Annotated in this window: 15 protein-coding genes; 6 read left to right on the plus strand and 9 right to left on the minus strand. The window is 64.7% G+C overall.

The window, feature by feature from the left end:
• Window positions 1–10: 10 nt before the first annotated feature.
• Both hmgA and fahA read left to right on the plus strand, forming a co-directional pair.
• On the plus strand, window positions 11–1,357 hold the full coding sequence (hmgA, locus tag BC1002_RS02705) for a homogentisate 1,2-dioxygenase (protein ID WP_013088540.1): 1,347 nt from the start codon (window positions 11–13) through the stop codon (window positions 1,355–1,357).
• Window positions 1,354–2,652, plus strand: a complete 1,299-nt coding sequence (gene fahA, locus BC1002_RS02710; protein ID WP_013088541.1) for a fumarylacetoacetase — start codon at window positions 1,354–1,356, stop codon at window positions 2,650–2,652. Before hmgA ends, fahA begins: the two co-directional genes overlap by 4 nt.
• Window positions 2,653–2,759: 107 nt before the next feature.
• Here fahA and BC1002_RS02715 read toward each other — a convergent pair whose 3' ends face one another.
• The 7 genes from BC1002_RS02715 to BC1002_RS02745 form a co-directional block, all read right to left on the minus strand.
• On the minus strand, window positions 2,760–4,553 hold the full coding sequence (locus BC1002_RS02715) for an outer membrane protein assembly factor BamB family protein (protein ID WP_013088542.1): 1,794 nt from the start codon (window positions 4,551–4,553) through the stop codon (window positions 2,760–2,762).
• Between the two features lie 125 nt (window positions 4,554–4,678).
• Window positions 4,679–5,839, minus strand: coding sequence for an MFS transporter (locus BC1002_RS02720; protein ID WP_013088543.1), 1,161 nt, complete (start codon window positions 5,837–5,839; stop codon window positions 4,679–4,681).
• 125 nt (window positions 5,840–5,964) lie between these two features.
• Complete coding sequence (locus BC1002_RS02725; protein WP_013088544.1) at window positions 5,965–6,516, minus strand: hypothetical protein; 552 nt, start codon at window positions 6,514–6,516, stop codon at window positions 5,965–5,967.
• Window positions 6,513–7,139 (minus strand): hypothetical protein, encoded by a 627-nt coding sequence (locus BC1002_RS02730; RefSeq protein WP_013088545.1) that lies wholly within the window; start codon window positions 7,137–7,139, stop codon window positions 6,513–6,515. Before BC1002_RS02730 ends, BC1002_RS02725 begins: the two co-directional genes overlap by 4 nt.
• Before the next feature lie 392 nt (window positions 7,140–7,531).
• Complete coding sequence (locus tag BC1002_RS02735; protein WP_013088546.1) at window positions 7,532–8,689, minus strand: MFS transporter; 1,158 nt, start codon at window positions 8,687–8,689, stop codon at window positions 7,532–7,534.
• Between the two features lie 171 nt (window positions 8,690–8,860).
• Window positions 8,861–9,253, minus strand: coding sequence for an SRPBCC family protein (locus BC1002_RS02740; RefSeq protein WP_013088547.1), 393 nt, complete (start codon window positions 9,251–9,253; stop codon window positions 8,861–8,863).
• A 35-nt stretch (window positions 9,254–9,288) separates the two neighbouring features.
• Window positions 9,289–10,122 carry a crotonase/enoyl-CoA hydratase family protein gene (locus BC1002_RS02745; RefSeq protein WP_013088548.1) on the minus strand — a complete coding sequence of 278 codons (834 nt, stop codon included), beginning with the start codon at window positions 10,120–10,122 and terminating at the stop codon, window positions 9,289–9,291.
• A 142-nt stretch (window positions 10,123–10,264) separates the two neighbouring features.
• Between BC1002_RS02745 and BC1002_RS02750 the strand changes: the two genes are divergently transcribed.
• The gene (locus BC1002_RS02750) at window positions 10,265–10,846 is read left to right on the plus strand and encodes a plasmid fertility inhibition factor family protein (RefSeq protein ID WP_157874638.1); all 582 of its coding nucleotides are present in this window, start codon (window positions 10,265–10,267) and stop codon (window positions 10,844–10,846) included.
• A 44-nt stretch (window positions 10,847–10,890) separates the two neighbouring features.
• Here BC1002_RS02750 and BC1002_RS02755 read toward each other — a convergent pair whose 3' ends face one another.
• A complete protein-coding gene (locus tag BC1002_RS02755) occupies window positions 10,891–11,886 on the minus strand; it encodes a 2-hydroxyacid dehydrogenase (protein ID WP_013088550.1) in 996 nt (331 codons plus the stop codon).
• A gap of 381 nt (window positions 11,887–12,267) precedes the next feature.
• On the opposite strand from BC1002_RS02755, the gene BC1002_RS02760 reads away from it, so the two are divergent.
• The gene (locus BC1002_RS02760) at window positions 12,268–13,491 is read left to right on the plus strand and encodes a pyridoxal-phosphate-dependent aminotransferase family protein (RefSeq protein WP_013088551.1); all 1,224 of its coding nucleotides are present in this window, start codon (window positions 12,268–12,270) and stop codon (window positions 13,489–13,491) included.
• A gap of 536 nt (window positions 13,492–14,027) precedes the next feature.
• Here BC1002_RS02760 and BC1002_RS38265 read toward each other — a convergent pair.
• Window positions 14,028–14,279, minus strand: coding sequence for a hypothetical protein (locus BC1002_RS38265; protein ID WP_162094062.1), 252 nt, complete (start codon window positions 14,277–14,279; stop codon window positions 14,028–14,030).
• Between BC1002_RS38265 and BC1002_RS02765 the strand changes: the two genes are divergently transcribed.
• Both BC1002_RS02765 and BC1002_RS02770 read left to right on the plus strand, forming a co-directional pair.
• Window positions 14,211–15,200, plus strand: coding sequence for a carboxylate--amine ligase (locus BC1002_RS02765; RefSeq protein WP_041734289.1), 990 nt, complete (start codon window positions 14,211–14,213; stop codon window positions 15,198–15,200). The genes BC1002_RS38265 and BC1002_RS02765 overlap by 69 nt on opposite strands.
• Before the next feature lie 37 nt (window positions 15,201–15,237).
• Complete coding sequence (locus BC1002_RS02770; protein ID WP_013088553.1) at window positions 15,238–16,491, plus strand: FAD-dependent oxidoreductase; 1,254 nt, start codon at window positions 15,238–15,240, stop codon at window positions 16,489–16,491.
• Window positions 16,492–16,541 lie beyond the last annotated feature (50 nt).

Genomic DNA, 16,541 nt, shown 5'->3' on the forward strand with positions numbered 1-16,541 from the left:
AGAACCTTGTATGGATACCTCAACACGTACGCCGGCCGACCAACGTCTGCGGCCTGAAATCGAGCCCGGCTATCAGTCGGGTTTCGCGAACGAATTCGCGACCGAGGCGTTGCCGGGCGCGCTGCCGACCGGTCGCAACTCGCCGCAGCGCGCGGCCTATGGTTTGTATGCCGAGCAGATTTCGGGCACGGCGTTTACGGCGCCACGCGGTCACAACCGTCGCTCGTGGCTGTACCGGATTCGCCCGGCGGCCATGCACAAGCCGTTCACGTTGATGCCGTCGGAGCGGCTCGTCGCGAACTTCGCCGAGGTGCCGCCGACGCCGCCGAACCAGCTGCGCTGGGACCCGCTGCCGATGCCGTCCGAACCGACCGATTTCATCGACGGCTGGGTCACGATGGCGGGCAACGGCTCGGCCGAAGCAATGAGCGGTTGCGCGATCCATCTCTATGCGGCGAACCGTTCGATGCACGAGCGCTTCTTCTACAGCGCCGACGGTGAACTACTGATCGTGCCGCAACAAGGCCGCCTGCATATCGCGACCGAAATGGGCCGCATCGATATCGAGCCGTTCGAGATCGCGGTGATTCCGCGCGGCGTGCGCTTCGCGGTCAGCCTGCCGGACGGCAGCGCGCGCGGCTATATCTGCGAGAACTTCGGCGCGCTGCTGCGTCTGCCGGAGCTGGGGCCGATCGGCTCCAACGGTCTCGCGAATCCGCGCGATTTCCTGACGCCGCACGCCGCGTACGAAGACCGTGAAGGTGCATTCGAACTCGTCGCAAAGATGAACGGTAAGCTGTGGCGCGCCGACATCGGCCATTCGCCGCTCGACGTGGTCGCATGGCACGGCAACTACGCGCCGTACAAGTACGACCTGCGCCGCTTCAACACGATCGGCTCGATCAGCTTCGACCATCCGGACCCGTCGATCTTCCTCGTGCTGCAATCGCAAAGCGACACGCCGGGCGTCGATACGCTCGACTTCGTGATCTTCCCGCCCCGTTGGCTCGCCGCCGAAGATACATTCCGGCCGCCCTGGTTCCATCGCAACGTCGCGAGCGAGTTCATGGGGCTCGTGCATGGCGTCTACGACGCGAAGGCCGAGGGCTTCGTGCCAGGCGGCGCGAGCCTGCACAACTGCATGACCGGTCACGGCCCGGACGCGGACACGTTCGAGAAAGCGTCGCATATCGATACCTCGGTGCCGAAGAAGGTCGACGACACGATGGCCTTCATGTTCGAGACGCGCACGCTGATCAAGCCGACGCGCTTCGCGCTCGAATCCGCGCAACTGCAGGCGCATTACTACGAGTGCTGGCAAGGCCTCGAGAAACATTTCAATCCGGAGCAACGATGAACGCGGTGAACGATCTCCAGGCGACGCTCGATGCGTCGCGCAAGAGCTGGATCGAGTCGGCCAACGAGCCGGCCTGCGACTTCCCGATCCAGAATCTGCCGTTCGGCATTTTCAGCGACCGTGGCAACGACGCGCGGCGCGTGGGCGTCGCGATCGGCGATCAGATCGTCGATCTCGCCGCGTTGCAGGAAGCAAATCTGCTGAACGCGCCGGCGCAGAACGTGTTCGCGCGCGATGCGCTGAACGATTTCATCGCGCTCGGCCGCGACGCATGGCGCGGCGTTCGAATCCAGTTGAGCCAACTGCTCGCGCGCGACACCGCGACGCTGCGCGACGATGCCGCGTTGCGCGCGAAGGTGCTCGTGCGCGCGGCCGACGCGCGTTTGCATCTGCCGGTGCAGATTCCGGGCTACACGGATTTCTATTCATCGAAGGAACACGCGACCAATGTCGGCGCGATGTTCCGCGATCCGAAGAATGCGCTGCTGCCGAACTGGTCGGAGATGCCGATCGGCTACAACGGACGGGCGTCGTCGGTGGTCGTGAGCGGTACGCCGGTGCGTCGCCCCAATGGTCAACTCAAGCTGCCCGATCAGGAGCGCCCGGTGTTCGGCGCGTGCCGCAAGCTCGATATCGAACTGGAGACGGGTTTCATTATCGGCGGCGGCAATGCGCTGGGCGAGCCGATCGCCTGCGAGGACGCGGAGGCGCACATCTTCGGCATGGTGCTGCTGAACGACTGGAGCGCGCGCGACATCCAGCAATGGGAATACGTGCCGCTCGGCCCGTTCAACGCGAAGACCTTCGCGACGACAATCTCGCCGTGGGTCGTCACGCTCGATGCGCTCGAACCATTCCGCGTCGCGCAGCCGGTGCAGGAGCCGGAGCCGCTCGCGTATCTGCGGCATCAAGGGAAGCATGCGTTCGACATTCATCTCGAAGTGAGCTTGCGCGCGCCACACGCGCGGCAAGCGAGCACGATCGCGCGGACCAACTTCAAATACATGTACTGGACGATGGCGCAGCAGCTCGCGCATCACACGGTGGCGGGCTGCAATACGCGGGTGGGCGACCTGATGGGCTCGGGGACCATCAGCGGTCCGACCGAGGATTCGTACGGCAGCCTGCTCGAACTGACGTGGAACGGCAAGAAGCCGCTGGAGTTGCAGGAGGGCGGTACGCGCACGTTCATCGAGGACGGCGATGAGTTGACGCTGGTCGGCTGGTGCCAGGGCGACGGGTATCGCGTGGGATTTGGCACGTGTGCCGGAGAGATTCTGCCGGCGCGAGAGTGAGCGCGCGGCAGTCACGATCAGCGAGGGCCGGCAACGAATGCCGGCGCTCGTCGTTGGTGCGAGACCACGGGCGTGTCGCGTCGCAATGACTCGGCGCGTCGTCCGCGTCAGCCACCCAGCAGCCCGAACACGGCCACGCCATTCGTCGTGCCGACATACACCTTGCCGTTCGCGATCATCGGTGTGATGAACTTGTTGCCGGTGCCGAACTGATCGCGCGTACCCATCTGGTTGCTGTTGTACAGCTCGTTGAGCGTGACCGGGTCGAACGCATGCAGTGCCGCGACGTTGCCGTTTTCGGCGGCCCATACGATGCCATTCGTCGTGCCATTCGCCGAGATGCTCGGCGTCGTGCCGGGATAGGCGAACGTCATCGCGCTTTGCGCGGTCGGTGTGATCGACAGCTTCGCGTTGGTCACGGTGAACGCCTTCAGATGATCGCCGACCGAGCCGAAATACACGCGCCCGTTGAAATAGGCGGGCATGCCGAACTCGCCGCCGGCCAGCTGCGCGGGAATCTCCTGATAGATGTTGTTGATCGTCGGGTTGAACTTGCCCATCGAATCGCGATTCAGCACGTAGATGGTGCTGTCCTTGCCCGCGCCGAGCGTCAGATGCTGCACGACGCCGTTCGCGTCGGTCAGGTCCGGCAGCACCAGTGCGCCGCCGGAGCCGAGGTCGATGTCGTCGTTGGCCTCCTGCACGACGTTCGTCATCGCGAAGTAGTCCGCGACCGACAGGCCGCCCGACGTGCCGAGCTTCAGGAACGTATTGCCGAAATCGTTGTTGGACGGAAAGCCATTCGAGGTCATCGTCGTTTCGAAGGTGCCGTTGGCATCGAGCAGATAGATCGACGAGCCGTCCGACGCCGGTCCCGCGCCGCTCATCCAGATCGCGCCGCCGATGCCGTTAGGTGTCACGTTGAGCACGGTGGTCTGCTGCAACGTGTCGGCGCCGTAGCCCATGATCCAGCCCGTGTAGCCGCCGTGGTCGCAGTGCGAGGTCCATGACGTGTAAAGCGTGCTGCCGAGCAATAGCAGCCCCGCGCGCTCCGCGTACAACGGCGTGGTGAACGGCAGGACGCCGTTCGTATTGCCCGCGCCGGTGCCCGGGTAAGAGGTGACGGCGACTTCGGTGGGACCGTTCAGCAGTTCGGCGCCGGTCGCGAGGTCGAGCGCGTGAATCCGATGATGGTAGCCGCCGGCCGCGTCCTTCGACATCGCGACGACATAGATCGTGCCGTGCGTGCCGCGCGAACGGTCGATTACCGGTGTCGAGGTGATGCCGATCGTGTTCACGATCTGGGAGCAGCCGAGGTCGTCGCTCGGGGTTTCGCCGCTGCCGAGTGTGCGCACCTGCCACAGGGTCGCGCCGGTGTCGGCATCGAATGCGTACACGCTATCGTTCTCGGTCGCGACGTACAGTACGTTATGCGTGCCGCCCGCGATCGCCAGCGAAGCGACGAATAGCGGTTGCGCGTCGACCTTGCCGTCGACACTGAAGAAGCCGACCTTGCCGAACGTCGCGGCCGTCACGTTGGCGGGCGTCAGTGTGGTTTCGCCGAGGTTCTGGCCGGTGCGCGCGATGTCGTTGTGATAGGTGAGCACTTCCTGCACGGCTGCCGCCGAGGTGCCGCCCATCGACGTGCCCGAGCCGCTGCCCGAGGTGCCGGTGCTACCGGTGCTGGTGCCGCCGCTCGTGGTGCCACCAGTGGTGGTGCTGCCGCCGCTTGCCGCGGCTGGCGTCGATGCGCCCGACGCGGCGCTGCCGCCGGCGCTCGTGCCCGTCGGGGCACTGCTGTTTCCGCCTCCGCCGCCTCCACAGTTTGCGGCGACGATCGCGGCTACCGCGATCGCCGTGCCCAACAGGGTGGCACGGAGCAACAGGCGCATCGAGACCATGGCGGACTCCCCGTTGCTTGCGGTGGCACCACAAAATATGGGCCGTGTCGAGTGCCCGCGCAACGTGGGTTGAAGATTATCACCCGGCGTATAGATCGTAAAAGCCAGCAACTAGCGTCTAATCGTCAACTCGCCGCCCGCAGCGTGATCCGCCGACGCTCCCACCGCACCGCCGCCAGAAACGCGAGCGCCGCGCACAACAGCACGCCGACCACCGCATCGTGACCGACCGTTTTCATCAACGCGCCGGCGACGAGCGGGCCGCCGAAGCTCGCCGCGCTCCACGACGCGCCGACCAGCGAACTCGCCGACACCAGCGCGACCCCGCGAAAGCGCTCACCGCAGGCCACCAGCGACAGCGTGTAGATCGCGCCCGCGGCCGCGCCGAGCACGTACAGCAGCGGCCAGCGCAGCCACGGCGAGCCGACTGCCCACGGCAGCAGCGGCAACAACGCGACGACCACGATGCCGCAGCCGATATGCACGCGTTCGCGGCCGAGCCGGTCGGCGAGCCAGCCGATCGGAAACTGCATCGTCGTATCGCCGAGCAGCAGCGCCGATGCGAACAGCACGGCCTCTTCGCTCGAAATGCCATGGGACATCGCGAACAGCGGTAGCAGCGATAGCGCGATCGTGTCGAACAGCGCGAAGAAGCCGGTGCCGATCACGAGCGCGGGCATGCGCGGCAGTACCCGGCGCCAGCCGCCATGCTCGGCATGTTCTTCGCTCGACGCATGCGGCGTGCCGCGGATTGCCGCGAGCAGCGGCAGCGCGAGCAGGAAGATCGCGCCGCACAGCAGAAAGCGCCCCTGCGTGAAGCCCGCGATCTGGCTCACCAGCACCGGCCCCGACATCTGGAACAGCGTGAAGTTGGTCGCGTAGATCGCGATCACGCGGCCGCGCGACGCATCGTCGGCGAGCTGATTGACCCACGCTTCGCCGATCGTGAACAGCAGCATCAGCGCCGCGCCGCACAGCACGCGCAGCAGGGCCCATAGCCACAGGTTCGCGGTGAGCTGCATCAACGCGGTCGCGCAGGCCACTACCAGCACCGCGCCGACGATCACCTGACGGCCGCCGAAGCGCGCCGCGATCCCGCCGGCGAGCGGCACCACGGCGAGACCGCCGCCGGCCTGCGCAGCGGTCAACAGGCCGACCACGTCGGTGCCGTAACCGGCTTGAGCGAGCGCGAGGGCGGTGAGGGGAAGCGTGGCGCCGCTGCCGAGTCCGACCACGGCGACGCTCAGGATCAGCGCGAGGAAATCGCGGGTGAAGATGACTTTCATCGGCGGGGATGCTACTACGCGTGCGAGGCGCGCGCACCTTTGCCGTGAGATCTGCTCGATGCCGAATACGGTTCGATTATTCCACCGGCAATTCGATGCAGCAAAAGGGCTCGCTTCGGCGATCTTTAGCCAACATCCGCGGATTTGCTGCTGCGCGGCGGTAACGTCAGTCCGCGCAGACGGATCTCCGTGAGGCGGTTGTCGTCAGCGACGCCGATCGCGAGCGCTGGTGCAATACCGTACCAACGAGCGACGGGGCCCCATGACAGGTAAAGGGTGTGGTGACGAGGTTCGTAAAAGACCACCGGCGGTCCCATGTCCTCCGCATGTCCGTGCTGGTCGAATTCTGTCTCGATGTGCGGGGTTGCGTCGGTCGGGTCTGCGAGCTCAGACGTGGTGACGGTCCATCGCTGGGGATTCGTGTAAAAGTCCAGCCCGGTCAATCGGTGTTGTTGATCGAGAAGCATCGACAACGTGCCCGCCGTCACGACAAAAGAAGGCGTGCCGATGCCGAAGCGCGTATCCAGCAAGGTGCTCAGACTATTTTGCGATTCAGGCGGCGAAGGCAGGATTGGATATCTGACCTCGCAGGACACCGTAAAGCTTCCTTCATCCCAAAGTAGCGTCGCGCAAACGCCGGTGATAGGGGCAGTCGTGTGGACGGTGGGATGTTTCATCGAAGAGATTTGTAGGCAAAGTGCAGAACGGTGTAATCGCTTTCTCGAACCACGACTTCGAGCGTATAGGCGGTGCCGTTACGCGTGATTGGATATTGGAACACCCCTGTGTGCCCTGCCGGGTCGGCGACACGTTTGCCGTATTTCAGCGTAAGGCGAAGGATGTGAACGGGTACATAGCGTCCGGGATTTCCCATGTGCGCGAGCGGCTTGGCGGCAAATCGCAAAGGCCGCTGCATGAGCGCATGGTATCGCGTTCGCAAACCAAACAGCGTAGTCCGGTCGATCGCTGAGCCGATTCCTCTTATCCCCGCTCGAGTTATGCCTCGAGCGCCGGCCGTCCAGACGCCGCCGACCACGAACAGCAGGTCGACCGGATCGATCAGCGGGGCTTCCAGCGGTTTTTCGCTCCAGGATACCGCGCCGTCCAACGTATAGATACGGAATACGCCCGCTGCTTCCTGCTTGTATCCAACGATGCAGCCGAGATTTTCGTCGTAGATGGGTTTCGCGTTACGTGGAACGGTGGGAGGGCGGGCGTCGAAGAGTGCCGTGCCTCCCGGGTTTCTCCCATTCCAGGTGAGGGACGGTTCGGAAGCGGTGTAAGACAACGTGGTGGCCATGTGCGGATAGACCGTCTGGCCCGACAGGGATGACAAGCAGTGACGAATTTGCCGTTACCGCCGGACGCTGTCGCCCGTCGCCGTCGAGCCTGTGAGTCCTGAGAGTTGGGGGACCGACAACCTGGCATTCCGGTCCGCACGCAGGGCGTACCACTGCTCGTCGCAATAGCTACGTTTGCTGGAAAGCGTGAGTGGACGCGGGCTTTGGCCTTGGCACGCGGTTCGAGATTTGTTGCAGACCGTTTCCACTGGTTGGGTGAACTTCTGTCGAACGAAGCCTTACCCTCAGTGGTGCTCTTCGTTGCAACAGAACATCGCGCAATGCTGCACTGGTGCCCGAAAGCAGCTGTCGCAGGCCGTCGAACCGCGCATCGCCACAATGGCTGCCAGGCTCACCCCGCCACCGCCACCCGCCGCTCGATCGACACCGACCACAACGTCAACAACAGCGCGCCGAGCGCGGTCGCGACGCCGACCCACGGCAGCGTCGTCAGCGGCGCGCCGGCGCCGATTGCCATGCCGCCGAGCCACGCACCGGTCGCATTGCCGAGGTTGAACGCGCCCTGATTCAGCGTCGACGCAAGATTCGGCGCGTGGCTAGCACGATCGACGATCAGCATCTGCAACGGCGGCACGATCGCGAATGCGAGCACACCCCACACGAACACGGTCAGCATCGCCGGAATGCGCGCGTGCATCGTGCCTGCGAATACGCAGAGGATCACGACGATCGCCATCAGGAACGCGACCAGCGACGGCATCAGCCGCCAGTCCGCGAGCTTGCCGCCGAGCGTGCTGCCGACCGTCAGGCCGAGGCCGAACAGCAGCAGCACCAGCGTGACTGTGTGCGGCGTGAAACCGGTCACGTCTTCGAGAATCGGCGTGATGTAGGTGAAGGTCGAAAACAGGCTCGCCGACGCGAGCACGCTGATGCCGAGCACCATCAGCACCTGCGGGTTCTTCAGCACGCTGAATTCGCGCACGATGCTCGCCTTGTGCATCTCGATCTTCGCGGGCAGGCACACCGCGAGCGCGGCCGCCGCCAGCACGCCGATGCCGGTCACGGCCCAGAATGTGGCGCGCCAGCCGACCGCCTGGCCGAGCGCGGTGCCGAGCGGCACGCCCAGCACATTGGCGAGCGTGAGGCCGGTGAACATCAGCGCGATCGCCTGCGCGCGGCGATTCGGCGCGACGAGCCCGGCCGCGACCACCGAGCCGATGCCGAAAAACGCGCCGTGGCAGAACGCGGTGACGATGCGCGCGGCCATCAGCACCGCGTAACCCGGCGCGATCGCACACAGCAGATTGCCGACGATGAACACGCCGATCAGGCTCATCAACGCTTTCTTGCGCGGCATGTTGGCGACCGCGATCGCGACGATCGGCGCGCCGATCGTGACGCCGAGCGCATACGCGGACACCAGCATGCCGGCCGCCGGAATCGACACCGACAGATCGCGGGCGACATCGGGCAACAGTCCCATGATGACGAACTCGGTGGTACCGATTCCAAACGCGGCAACGGCAAGGGCAAGCAGGGGCAAAGGCATGGCGAAGATGGGGTGTGATACGTGAAGCGGCGCGAAAATCGGGCGCCGGGCGGGCGTTTCCGAAGGCGGAAACGCTGTCGCCGGATAGGGGAAAACAGTAGGGGATTCTACCTAAGTCAAATCTGCGTTGCAGGCCGTCGGGAAAGCTGTTGTTTTTGTGGAAGGCGGCGCTCAGTGTCGCGCGAGGTTGCGCTGCAGCGCCGCGCAGCCCGCATCCACCAGCATTTCGACCACGTTGGCGCGCTCGTCGGGCTTGAAGTCGCTGATCCAGATCACGCGGCAGCGCGCGGGCGTGTCGGCGACGACCTGCAACGTCGAGTGATGATGCTCGAAGCGTCCGCCGCCTACCGAGTAGGCGAGCCGCAGGTGCGCATCGTCGACGGCGATCACGCGTTCCTCGACCACGGTGCCGTCGGCGAACGTGACCCAGCGCAGTTCGCCGTCCATGCGCGCCTCGGTCAGCACGCCCGCGAACGCGCGGGCGACGTCGGCGGGATCGCGCAGCGCCGCCCATGCATCGGCCGCGGCGGTTTCCACGGCGATTTCCCGGTAGATCGTAGCCATCGCAGTTCCCCTCATACGTTTCAGGTACGCGCGTCTCAACTGCTGGGTGGCGCCGGCTGGTCCGCGTCCAACCTGTCGCCATGGCGGCCCGCGCCCGACGCAAAGCGCGCCGCGCCCGCCACGCCCTCGGCGAACACCGCCGCGTAGCCGCCCGCGCCTTCGCGCCGCAACGCCTCGGCGAGATCGTCCAGCATGCTGTTCTCGAGTACGGAACGGCGATCGGCGAGCAGCGCTGCCTGCGGAAACGCGGCGAGTTCCGCGGCCAGTTGCTCGGCGCCCGCGCGCGCTTCGCCCTTCGGCACCACGCGGTTGGCGAGCCCGAACGCGAGCGCCTCGCGCGCATCGACCGCGCGGCCGGTCAGGATCAGATCGAGCGCGCGCGACAAACCGATCAGTCGCGGCAGCCGGATCGTGCCGCCGTCGATCAGCGGAATGCCGACGCGCCGGCAGAACACGCCGAGCACTGCGTCTTCCTCGACGATGCGCAGATCGCACATCGCGGCAAGCTCGAGTCCACCCGCGACCGCATAGCCGGCGATCGCGGCGATCACCGGCTTGCTGAAGCGTGTGCGTGTCGGTCCCATCGGACCCGGGCCGCTGCCGTCGGCGTGCAGCTCGTTGCGGCGGGTGTCGTCGGCGAGCGCGCTCAGGTCGGCGCCCGCGCAAAACGTGCCGCCGGCGCCGAACAGCACGGCCGCACGCCATGCGGGCTCGGCCTCGAAGCGGCTGAACGCGGCGCTCAACGCGTCGGCCGCCTGCCGATCGACCGCGTTGCGCCGCGCGGGCCGGTCCAGCACGATCGTCGCGACGCCGGCGACGTCATCCGACTCGATTCGAACATGGTTATTGAAATATTCGGTGGCTATCATCGTTATGTGTACCTGAAGGGTATCTGAAGCGCCGTGCTCGCCTGTTGATCAGGCAATGTTGCCAACCGCTCATGCAGCGTAATTAATCCGGTAGGCCGTCATGTTTCCGTCACATCCGGCTCGTAGCGTTAGCGCTCTATTAATGCGCTGGCGTCCTGCCGCCAGCTTGCCGAGTGTGCCTTTGTCCCTGCCTTTGCCCAATACATCGCCGGCCGCCGCGCCGACCAGCGCCGAAACAGTCTGGATCGTGCCGTTGCGCGAGCACTCGTGGTACGACCACGTGCGTCTGAAACGCGTATTCGTCACCGACGGCACACGTCACCAGGTCGTGCTCGTCGATTTGCGCAAACTGCTCGTGTGCGCGAATCGCGACAACACCGATTACGTGCTGAAGCCGGTCGCCGAATGGCACGCGGGAAAAATCCGCGGCATTCGCGAGTTTCTCGATCCCGACAGCGCGCGCATTCCGCAAATGCCCTACGTAACGATCTCCACGCGTCGCGCGCCGGGACTGCTCGGCTGGATAGGCATCGAGCGCGAGGGAGTGGTGGCGTTTCGCAACGGCCAGCATCGCGCGCGCTACCTGGCCGAGGCGGGCGCGCGCTGGTGTCCGGTCGAAGTGCACGAGCGCGAGGCGGCATTGCTGCGTGAGCTGTGCGGTGCGGCCGATGATGCCCGCACCGAGATTCGCGCGACCCACCTGGGCGGCGACAGCGGCGTCTGACTTTCGCGGTCCGCGGCAATTCGCATACGCCCCGGTTATCACCGCTACCCCGCCTGCACGACGTTGCGCGGCGTGCCCGCCTGCCACGCCGCGATGTTCGCGAGCGTGGTCTGCGCGATCTCGGTCATCGCCTCGCGCGTGAAGAACGCCTGGTGCGCGGTGACGATCACGTTCGGGAACATCAACAGACGCGCGAGCACGTCATCCTGCAGCGGCAGATTCGAATGATCCTCGAAGAAGATGCCGCCTTCTTCCTCGTACACATCGAGCCCGAGATGGCCGAGCTGGCCGTCCTTCAGCGCGCCGATCAGGGCGTTCGCCTCGACGAGCCCGCCGCGCCCGGTGTTGATCAGCATCGCGCCACGCTTCATCTTCGCGAGCGCGGCGCGGTTGATCAGATGATAGGTGTCGGGCAGCAGCGGGCAATGCAGACTGACGACGTCCGATTCGGCGAGCAAGGTATCGAGCGGCACGTAGCGCGCGCCGAGCGCGATCAGTTCGTCGGCGTGCGGCCCCGGGTCGTAGGCGAGTACCTGCATGCCGAAGCCCGCCATGATGCGCCCGAATACCCGGCCGATGATGCCGGTGCCGATCACGCCGACCGTCTTGCCGTGCAGGTCGAAGCCGAGCAGCCCATGCAGCGAGAAGTCGCCTTCGCGCGTGCGCGCGACCGCGCGCGGCAGGCGCCGGTTCAGCGCGAGAATCAGCCCGACCGCATGTTCGGCGACCGCATACGGCGAGTAGGCCGGCACACGTGCGACCGGCATGCCGAGCCGCTCTGCCGCCGCGAGGTCGACGTGATTGAAGCCCGCCGAGCGCAGCGCGATCATCCGCGTGCCGCCCGCATGGAGCCGCTCGAGCGTGGCGGCGTCGACGTTGTCGTTGACGAACGGGCATACCACGTCGTAGCCATGGGCGAGGATCGCGGTCTCTGTGTCGAGAGGCGATTCCTGGAAATGCAGCTCATAGCCATGCGCGGCGTTGGCCTCGGTGAATGTATCGACGTCGTATTGACGACTGCTGAACAGGATCGTGCGCATATGAGGCTCCGAAGAAGCGTGCTTTAGACGTGATTTGCGAAGTCGGTCTTTCGTAAATGAATAACAGTGAAAGGGGTGCCGAACTGCAATTTCGAATGCATAAACATGCGGCGAGAAACGGGTCAAACAGCAGATTATCTTTCTCACGATGTTAGGCGACTTCGCGATGAAAGAGTAACTGTCGGGGCATTCGGGGACCGGAATGGCGGGACGCGTAGTGACTGGCGAGGGTGTATCGGATGCGCGCTCAGCGCGCCCGCTACCCCGGCCAAAAAACTTGCGCAATCGCGCGGTTCGGTGAATGATCGGACGAACGGCCTCGAGCGGCGTATCTGCGGCGAGGCCGTTCGTTCCTTTGCGCTTCACATTCACACACCGATCATGCCGACTTCAACCCCTACTACCGTTGCTTCGTCCGTCCCCTGTCCGGTTGTCGAATCGCTCGACGCCATCCTTCCCGAAGAACCGCTGCTGATGATGGGCGCCGGCCCCGTGCCGATTCCCGCCGCGGTCGCGAAGGCCAATGCCATCGTGATCAACCATCTGGGCGGGACGATGGCGAAGGTGGTGAACCAGGTGAAGACGATGGCGCGCTATGTGTTCCAGACGCAGTCGAAGTGGGTGCTGGGGGTCGCGGGACCGGGATCGGGCGCAATGGAGATGGCGGTCTCCAATCTCGCGTGGGAAGGCACGCGCATGCTGTGCATCAAGAACGGCTTTTTCAGCGACCGCATGGGCGAAATGGGCCGCCGCGTCGGCGCGCGCGTGAGCGTGCTCGAAGTCGCGGATCGCACGGTCGCGAGTGTCGATCAGATCGCCGACGCGCTGCGTCGCGAGCGTCCGGAAGTCGTCACGGTCGTGCAGGGCGAGACCTCGAACACCGTGTGGAACCATCATCTGAAAGACATCGTCGCGCTCGCGAAGGAAGCCGGTGCGCTCGTGATCGTCGACGCCGTCTGCACGCTCAGCACGATGCCGCTCGAAATGGACAACTGGGGCATCGACGCAGTGATTACCGGCGGCCAGAAGGGCTTGTCGTCGATTCCGGGCGTGTCGCTGATCGCGTTCTCAGACGCGGCGTGGGCGCGCGTCAAGGGCCGCACGGTGCCCAACACGCACTGGTGCCTCGATGCGTCGCTGGCGGAAAACTTCTGGCACAACGCCGGCTATCACTATACGGCGCCGGTGTCGGGCGTACTCGCGCTGCACGAGGCGCTGCGGCTCGTCTGCGCGGAAACGCTGGAGAAGCGCTTCGCACGCCATCTGAAATGCTCGCTCGCGTTGCAGCAGGGCGTCACCGCGATGGGCCTGCAGCTGTATGCGCCGGAAAATTGCCGGCTCAATTCGGTGATCGGCATCGAGGTGCCGGACGGCCTGAGTCCCGCCGACGTCTGCGCGCATATCTCGCGGCAGCATCAGGTGGAGATCGCCGGCTCGTTCGGTTTGCCGATCGTACGGATCGGCCAGATGGGCGAGCAGTGCCGCGAGCACAACCTGTTTCGCACCGTGCATGCGCTCGGCCGCACGATGGTCGATCTCGGCGTCAAAGTCGATTTGCCGGCGGGTGTCGCGGCGCTCGAGCGCGGATTGAGCGAAGGTAAATAAGGCATTTGACGATGCGCTACGAATAGCATTCGTAGCGCATATTTTTTGTGCGATCCAGCACTTTATAGTCCCATTAGAAAGTTTTTTTCCGCCATTATCGCGTTGCAATAAATTAATGCTTCGCAAGGTTTTTACATAACAATTGCGGCATCGCTGAAACCCTTCCGGAATAAGGCTCTCCGCCTTTCTAAAGGGTTTTTTTCTCTTCTTACTTTCTATTGTCCTCTGTGCGCCGGCGCACGTATCGAGATCAGGCGGAAACGTAAAGTAGGTCACGGCGAGCGCAGCGCAATGCTCTCGCTGCGGTAAATCGCTAGACCATGATTCGACACACGGCGCGTGCCAGGACGCGCCTGCCGCGCTCATGCATGCTTTCCGCCGAAACGTAGCTTTAACGCCGAAGCGCCCCCGCGAGGCGATAAAAAAGGATGTCTATCCGATTCGACAGTTCGATCGCGTGGAGTCTCGAAGCATGTCTTCGAGGGCCCATGCACGTACGAAGCAAGGAAATCGACACTATGGCGAGCGCATACGACTCAGGTCAATCGGCAGGGGTTATTGTTGGAGCAGAGTTGAACGGACTGGGGGTGGCGCGATCGCTCGCGCAGGCCCGCGTTCCGGTTGTCGCAGTCGATACGAGGAGCCGCGCGGCGACGTGGTGCCGACACGTTCATGCGCATCAGGTAAAAAGTTTCGTTGGAAAAATATTCGTTGACGACATGATCGAACTTGGCAAACGGTTCGATCGGCTGCCGGTTCTGATTCTGACCGACGAAGACGCGGTGCATGCGGTATCGGAAAATCGGGTGGCTTTGTCGCACTGGTATCGATTCCGTTTGCCGGTCGACGACACCGTCAAGATGTTGTCGAGCAAGGCGCGCTTTCACGAATTCGCGCAGAGTCATGGCTTTCCGGTGCCACGCTCGGTCGTGCTCGACAAGCTTGCCGACGTCGAACGGCTGGCCGAATTGCGCTACCCGTGCGTGCTGAAACCAGACGACAAGCGCAACGTGCTGCGTGGCGAGAAAGAACGCGCGGTGCGCGTCGACACGCTGCAGCAGGCACGCGATCGCGCGATCGCGATGCTCGCGACGCCGGGCGGCATCATCGCGCAGGAGTGGATCGAGGGGCCCGACAGCAACATTCACTTCACGCTGTTCTATCGCGGCGCCGACGGCAACATGGTCAGCATGTTCACCGGCCGCAAGGTGTTGAGCTCGCCGCCGGGCGTCGGCAACACCGCGATCTGCGTGGCCGCGCCCGAGGCGCGCGGCACGCTCGAACCGCTGACGCGGCGCTTCGCCGACGTGGCTGGTTTCGACGGTATGGGCAGCATCGAGTACAAGTGGGACGACAACTACAACGAGTTCGTGATGGTCGAGCCGACGGTCGGCCGCACGGATTGGCAGGAGGAGATCGCGACGCTGTGCGGCGTCAACATTCCGCTTGCCGCGTACCGCCATGAACTCGGCCTGCCGTTGCCCGTCGAGCGCCTGAGCCGGCTACCGGTTGCGTGGCGCGCGACGTTTTCCGACCGCCCGCCGCCCGAACTGCTGAGCGAGCGCACCAAAATTTTCGATGGCTATTTTCGCTGGAACGATCCGTTCCCAGCGTTGCAGCACTACGTGGTGATGAATCCGCTCCGACGCATGAAGCGCAGCTGGAAAAAAGCGATCAGGGCGCCCGAGTCGCGTCAGGCCAAAGCCTGACGCTGGCGACGACAGCCCCTCCCCCAGGAGACCAGCAATGTCTTTGACCGATACCATCATCATTGGCGCGGGGCCCTACGGGTCGTCTCTTGCCGCGCATCTGAAGGCTGCCGGCGTGGATCACCAGATCCTCGGGGAACCGATGGGAGCGTGGCGCAACTACATGCCGCCCGGCATGCTGCTGCGCTCCGAGGCTTTCGCGTCGAGCATGCATGCGCCGCGCAGCGGCTTTACCGTCGAAGACTACTGCCGCCTGAAAGGGCTGCCATACCGGCCGCTCGGCATGGCGCTGCCGCTCGAAACCTTCGTCGAGTACGGGCTGTGGTTCCAGTCGAATCTGGTCGGAGAAATTCAGCCGGTCGACGTGCTCGCATTGCGCCGCGTCGGCGATCAGTTTCAGCTGTCGCTGAGCGACGGCCGCTCGCTCGCCGCGCGCCGGGTCGTGATCGCGCTCGGCCTGAAAGGCTTCGCGCAAACTCCGCCGGCGCTCCAGGACTTGCCGCCGCAGTATGCGTCGCATTCGGAGCTGTACGGGAACCTCGAGTGGGCGCGCGGCAAGGACATTGCGATCGTCGGCGGCGGGCAGTCGGCGCTCGGACTGTCCGCGCTACTCAACGAACTCGGCGCCCGCGCGCACGTGCTGATGCGCGAGAGCAGCGTGGTGTGGCACGAGCGGCCGCACGGCGGGCGCAACATCCTGTCGCGCATCAAGGGGCCCGACGCGGGGCTCGGGCGCGGCTGGCGCTCGCTATTCCTGTCCGAGTTTCCCGGCGTGTTCCACATGCTCGACCCGCGACGCCGCAAGCTGATCATGGAGCACACCTATGGCGCGTCCGGCGCGTGGTGGCTGCACGATCGCGTGGTGGGCAAGGTACAGATTTCGCATCGCACCGTGGTGCGTTCCGCGGCGATCGAAAACGAGCGCGTCGTCCTCAACGTGCTGACCGACGGCAAGGAAGCGCGCGTGAGCGCCGATCACGTGATCGCCGCGACCGGTTTCAAGACCGACATGCGGCAGCACGCGTTCCTGTCGAAAGATCTGGCCGACGCGATTTCGAATCAAGGCGGCATGCCCGACCTGAGCTCGCACTACGAAACGCGCGTGCGCGGCCTCTATGTGATCGGACCCGCGTCCGCGCATAGCTTCGGGCCGGTGATGCGCTTCGTCTATGGAACCAAGCACGCGTCGCCGACCGTGGCGCGGCATCTTATCGGCTCGTTGAAAGCGGGTTCGCGGCAACGCGCGTGGCCGCTCACCCATGCACCCATGCCGGAGCGCTCAGGTGAATAAGACCCAAACAACGGGCGCGTCGATGCGCTCGCGCCTGTCAGACAGCTACC

The sequence above is a fragment of the Paraburkholderia atlantica genome, from assembly GCF_000092885.1.
GTDB classification, from domain to species: Bacteria; Pseudomonadota; Gammaproteobacteria; order Burkholderiales; family Burkholderiaceae; genus Paraburkholderia; species Paraburkholderia atlantica.

What these genes read in the sequence shown, in the direction of transcription:
- hmgA (WP_013088540.1), top strand. Translation starts at nt 11, where the DNA reads ATGGATACCTCAACACGTACGCCGGCCGACCAACGTCTGCGGCCTGAA.
- fahA (WP_013088541.1), top strand. Translation starts at nt 1,354, where the DNA reads ATGAACGCGGTGAACGATCTCCAGGCGACGCTCGATGCGTCGCGCAAG.
- BC1002_RS02715 (WP_013088542.1), bottom strand. Translation starts at nt 4,553, where the DNA reads ATGGTCTCGATGCGCCTGTTGCTCCGTGCCACCCTGTTGGGCACGGCG.
- BC1002_RS02720 (WP_013088543.1), bottom strand. Translation starts at nt 5,839, where the DNA reads ATGAAAGTCATCTTCACCCGCGATTTCCTCGCGCTGATCCTGAGCGTC.
- BC1002_RS02725 (WP_013088544.1), bottom strand. Translation starts at nt 6,516, where the DNA reads ATGAAACATCCCACCGTCCACACGACTGCCCCTATCACCGGCGTTTGC.
- BC1002_RS02730 (WP_013088545.1), bottom strand. Translation starts at nt 7,139, where the DNA reads ATGGCCACCACGTTGTCTTACACCGCTTCCGAACCGTCCCTCACCTGG.
- BC1002_RS02735 (WP_013088546.1), bottom strand. Translation starts at nt 8,689, where the DNA reads ATGCCTTTGCCCCTGCTTGCCCTTGCCGTTGCCGCGTTTGGAATCGGT.
- BC1002_RS02740 (WP_013088547.1), bottom strand. Translation starts at nt 9,253, where the DNA reads ATGGCTACGATCTACCGGGAAATCGCCGTGGAAACCGCCGCGGCCGAT.
- BC1002_RS02745 (WP_013088548.1), bottom strand. Translation starts at nt 10,122, where the DNA reads ATGATAGCCACCGAATATTTCAATAACCATGTTCGAATCGAGTCGGAT.
- BC1002_RS02750 (WP_157874638.1), top strand. Translation starts at nt 10,265, where the DNA reads ATGCGCTGGCGTCCTGCCGCCAGCTTGCCGAGTGTGCCTTTGTCCCTG.
- BC1002_RS02755 (WP_013088550.1), bottom strand. Translation starts at nt 11,886, where the DNA reads ATGCGCACGATCCTGTTCAGCAGTCGTCAATACGACGTCGATACATTC.
- BC1002_RS02760 (WP_013088551.1), top strand. Translation starts at nt 12,268, where the DNA reads ATGCCGACTTCAACCCCTACTACCGTTGCTTCGTCCGTCCCCTGTCCG.
- BC1002_RS02765 (WP_041734289.1), top strand. Translation starts at nt 14,211, where the DNA reads ATGATCGAACTTGGCAAACGGTTCGATCGGCTGCCGGTTCTGATTCTG.
- BC1002_RS38265 (WP_162094062.1), bottom strand. Translation starts at nt 14,279, where the DNA reads ATGCACCGCGTCTTCGTCGGTCAGAATCAGAACCGGCAGCCGATCGAA.
- BC1002_RS02770 (WP_013088553.1), top strand. Translation starts at nt 15,238, where the DNA reads ATGTCTTTGACCGATACCATCATCATTGGCGCGGGGCCCTACGGGTCG.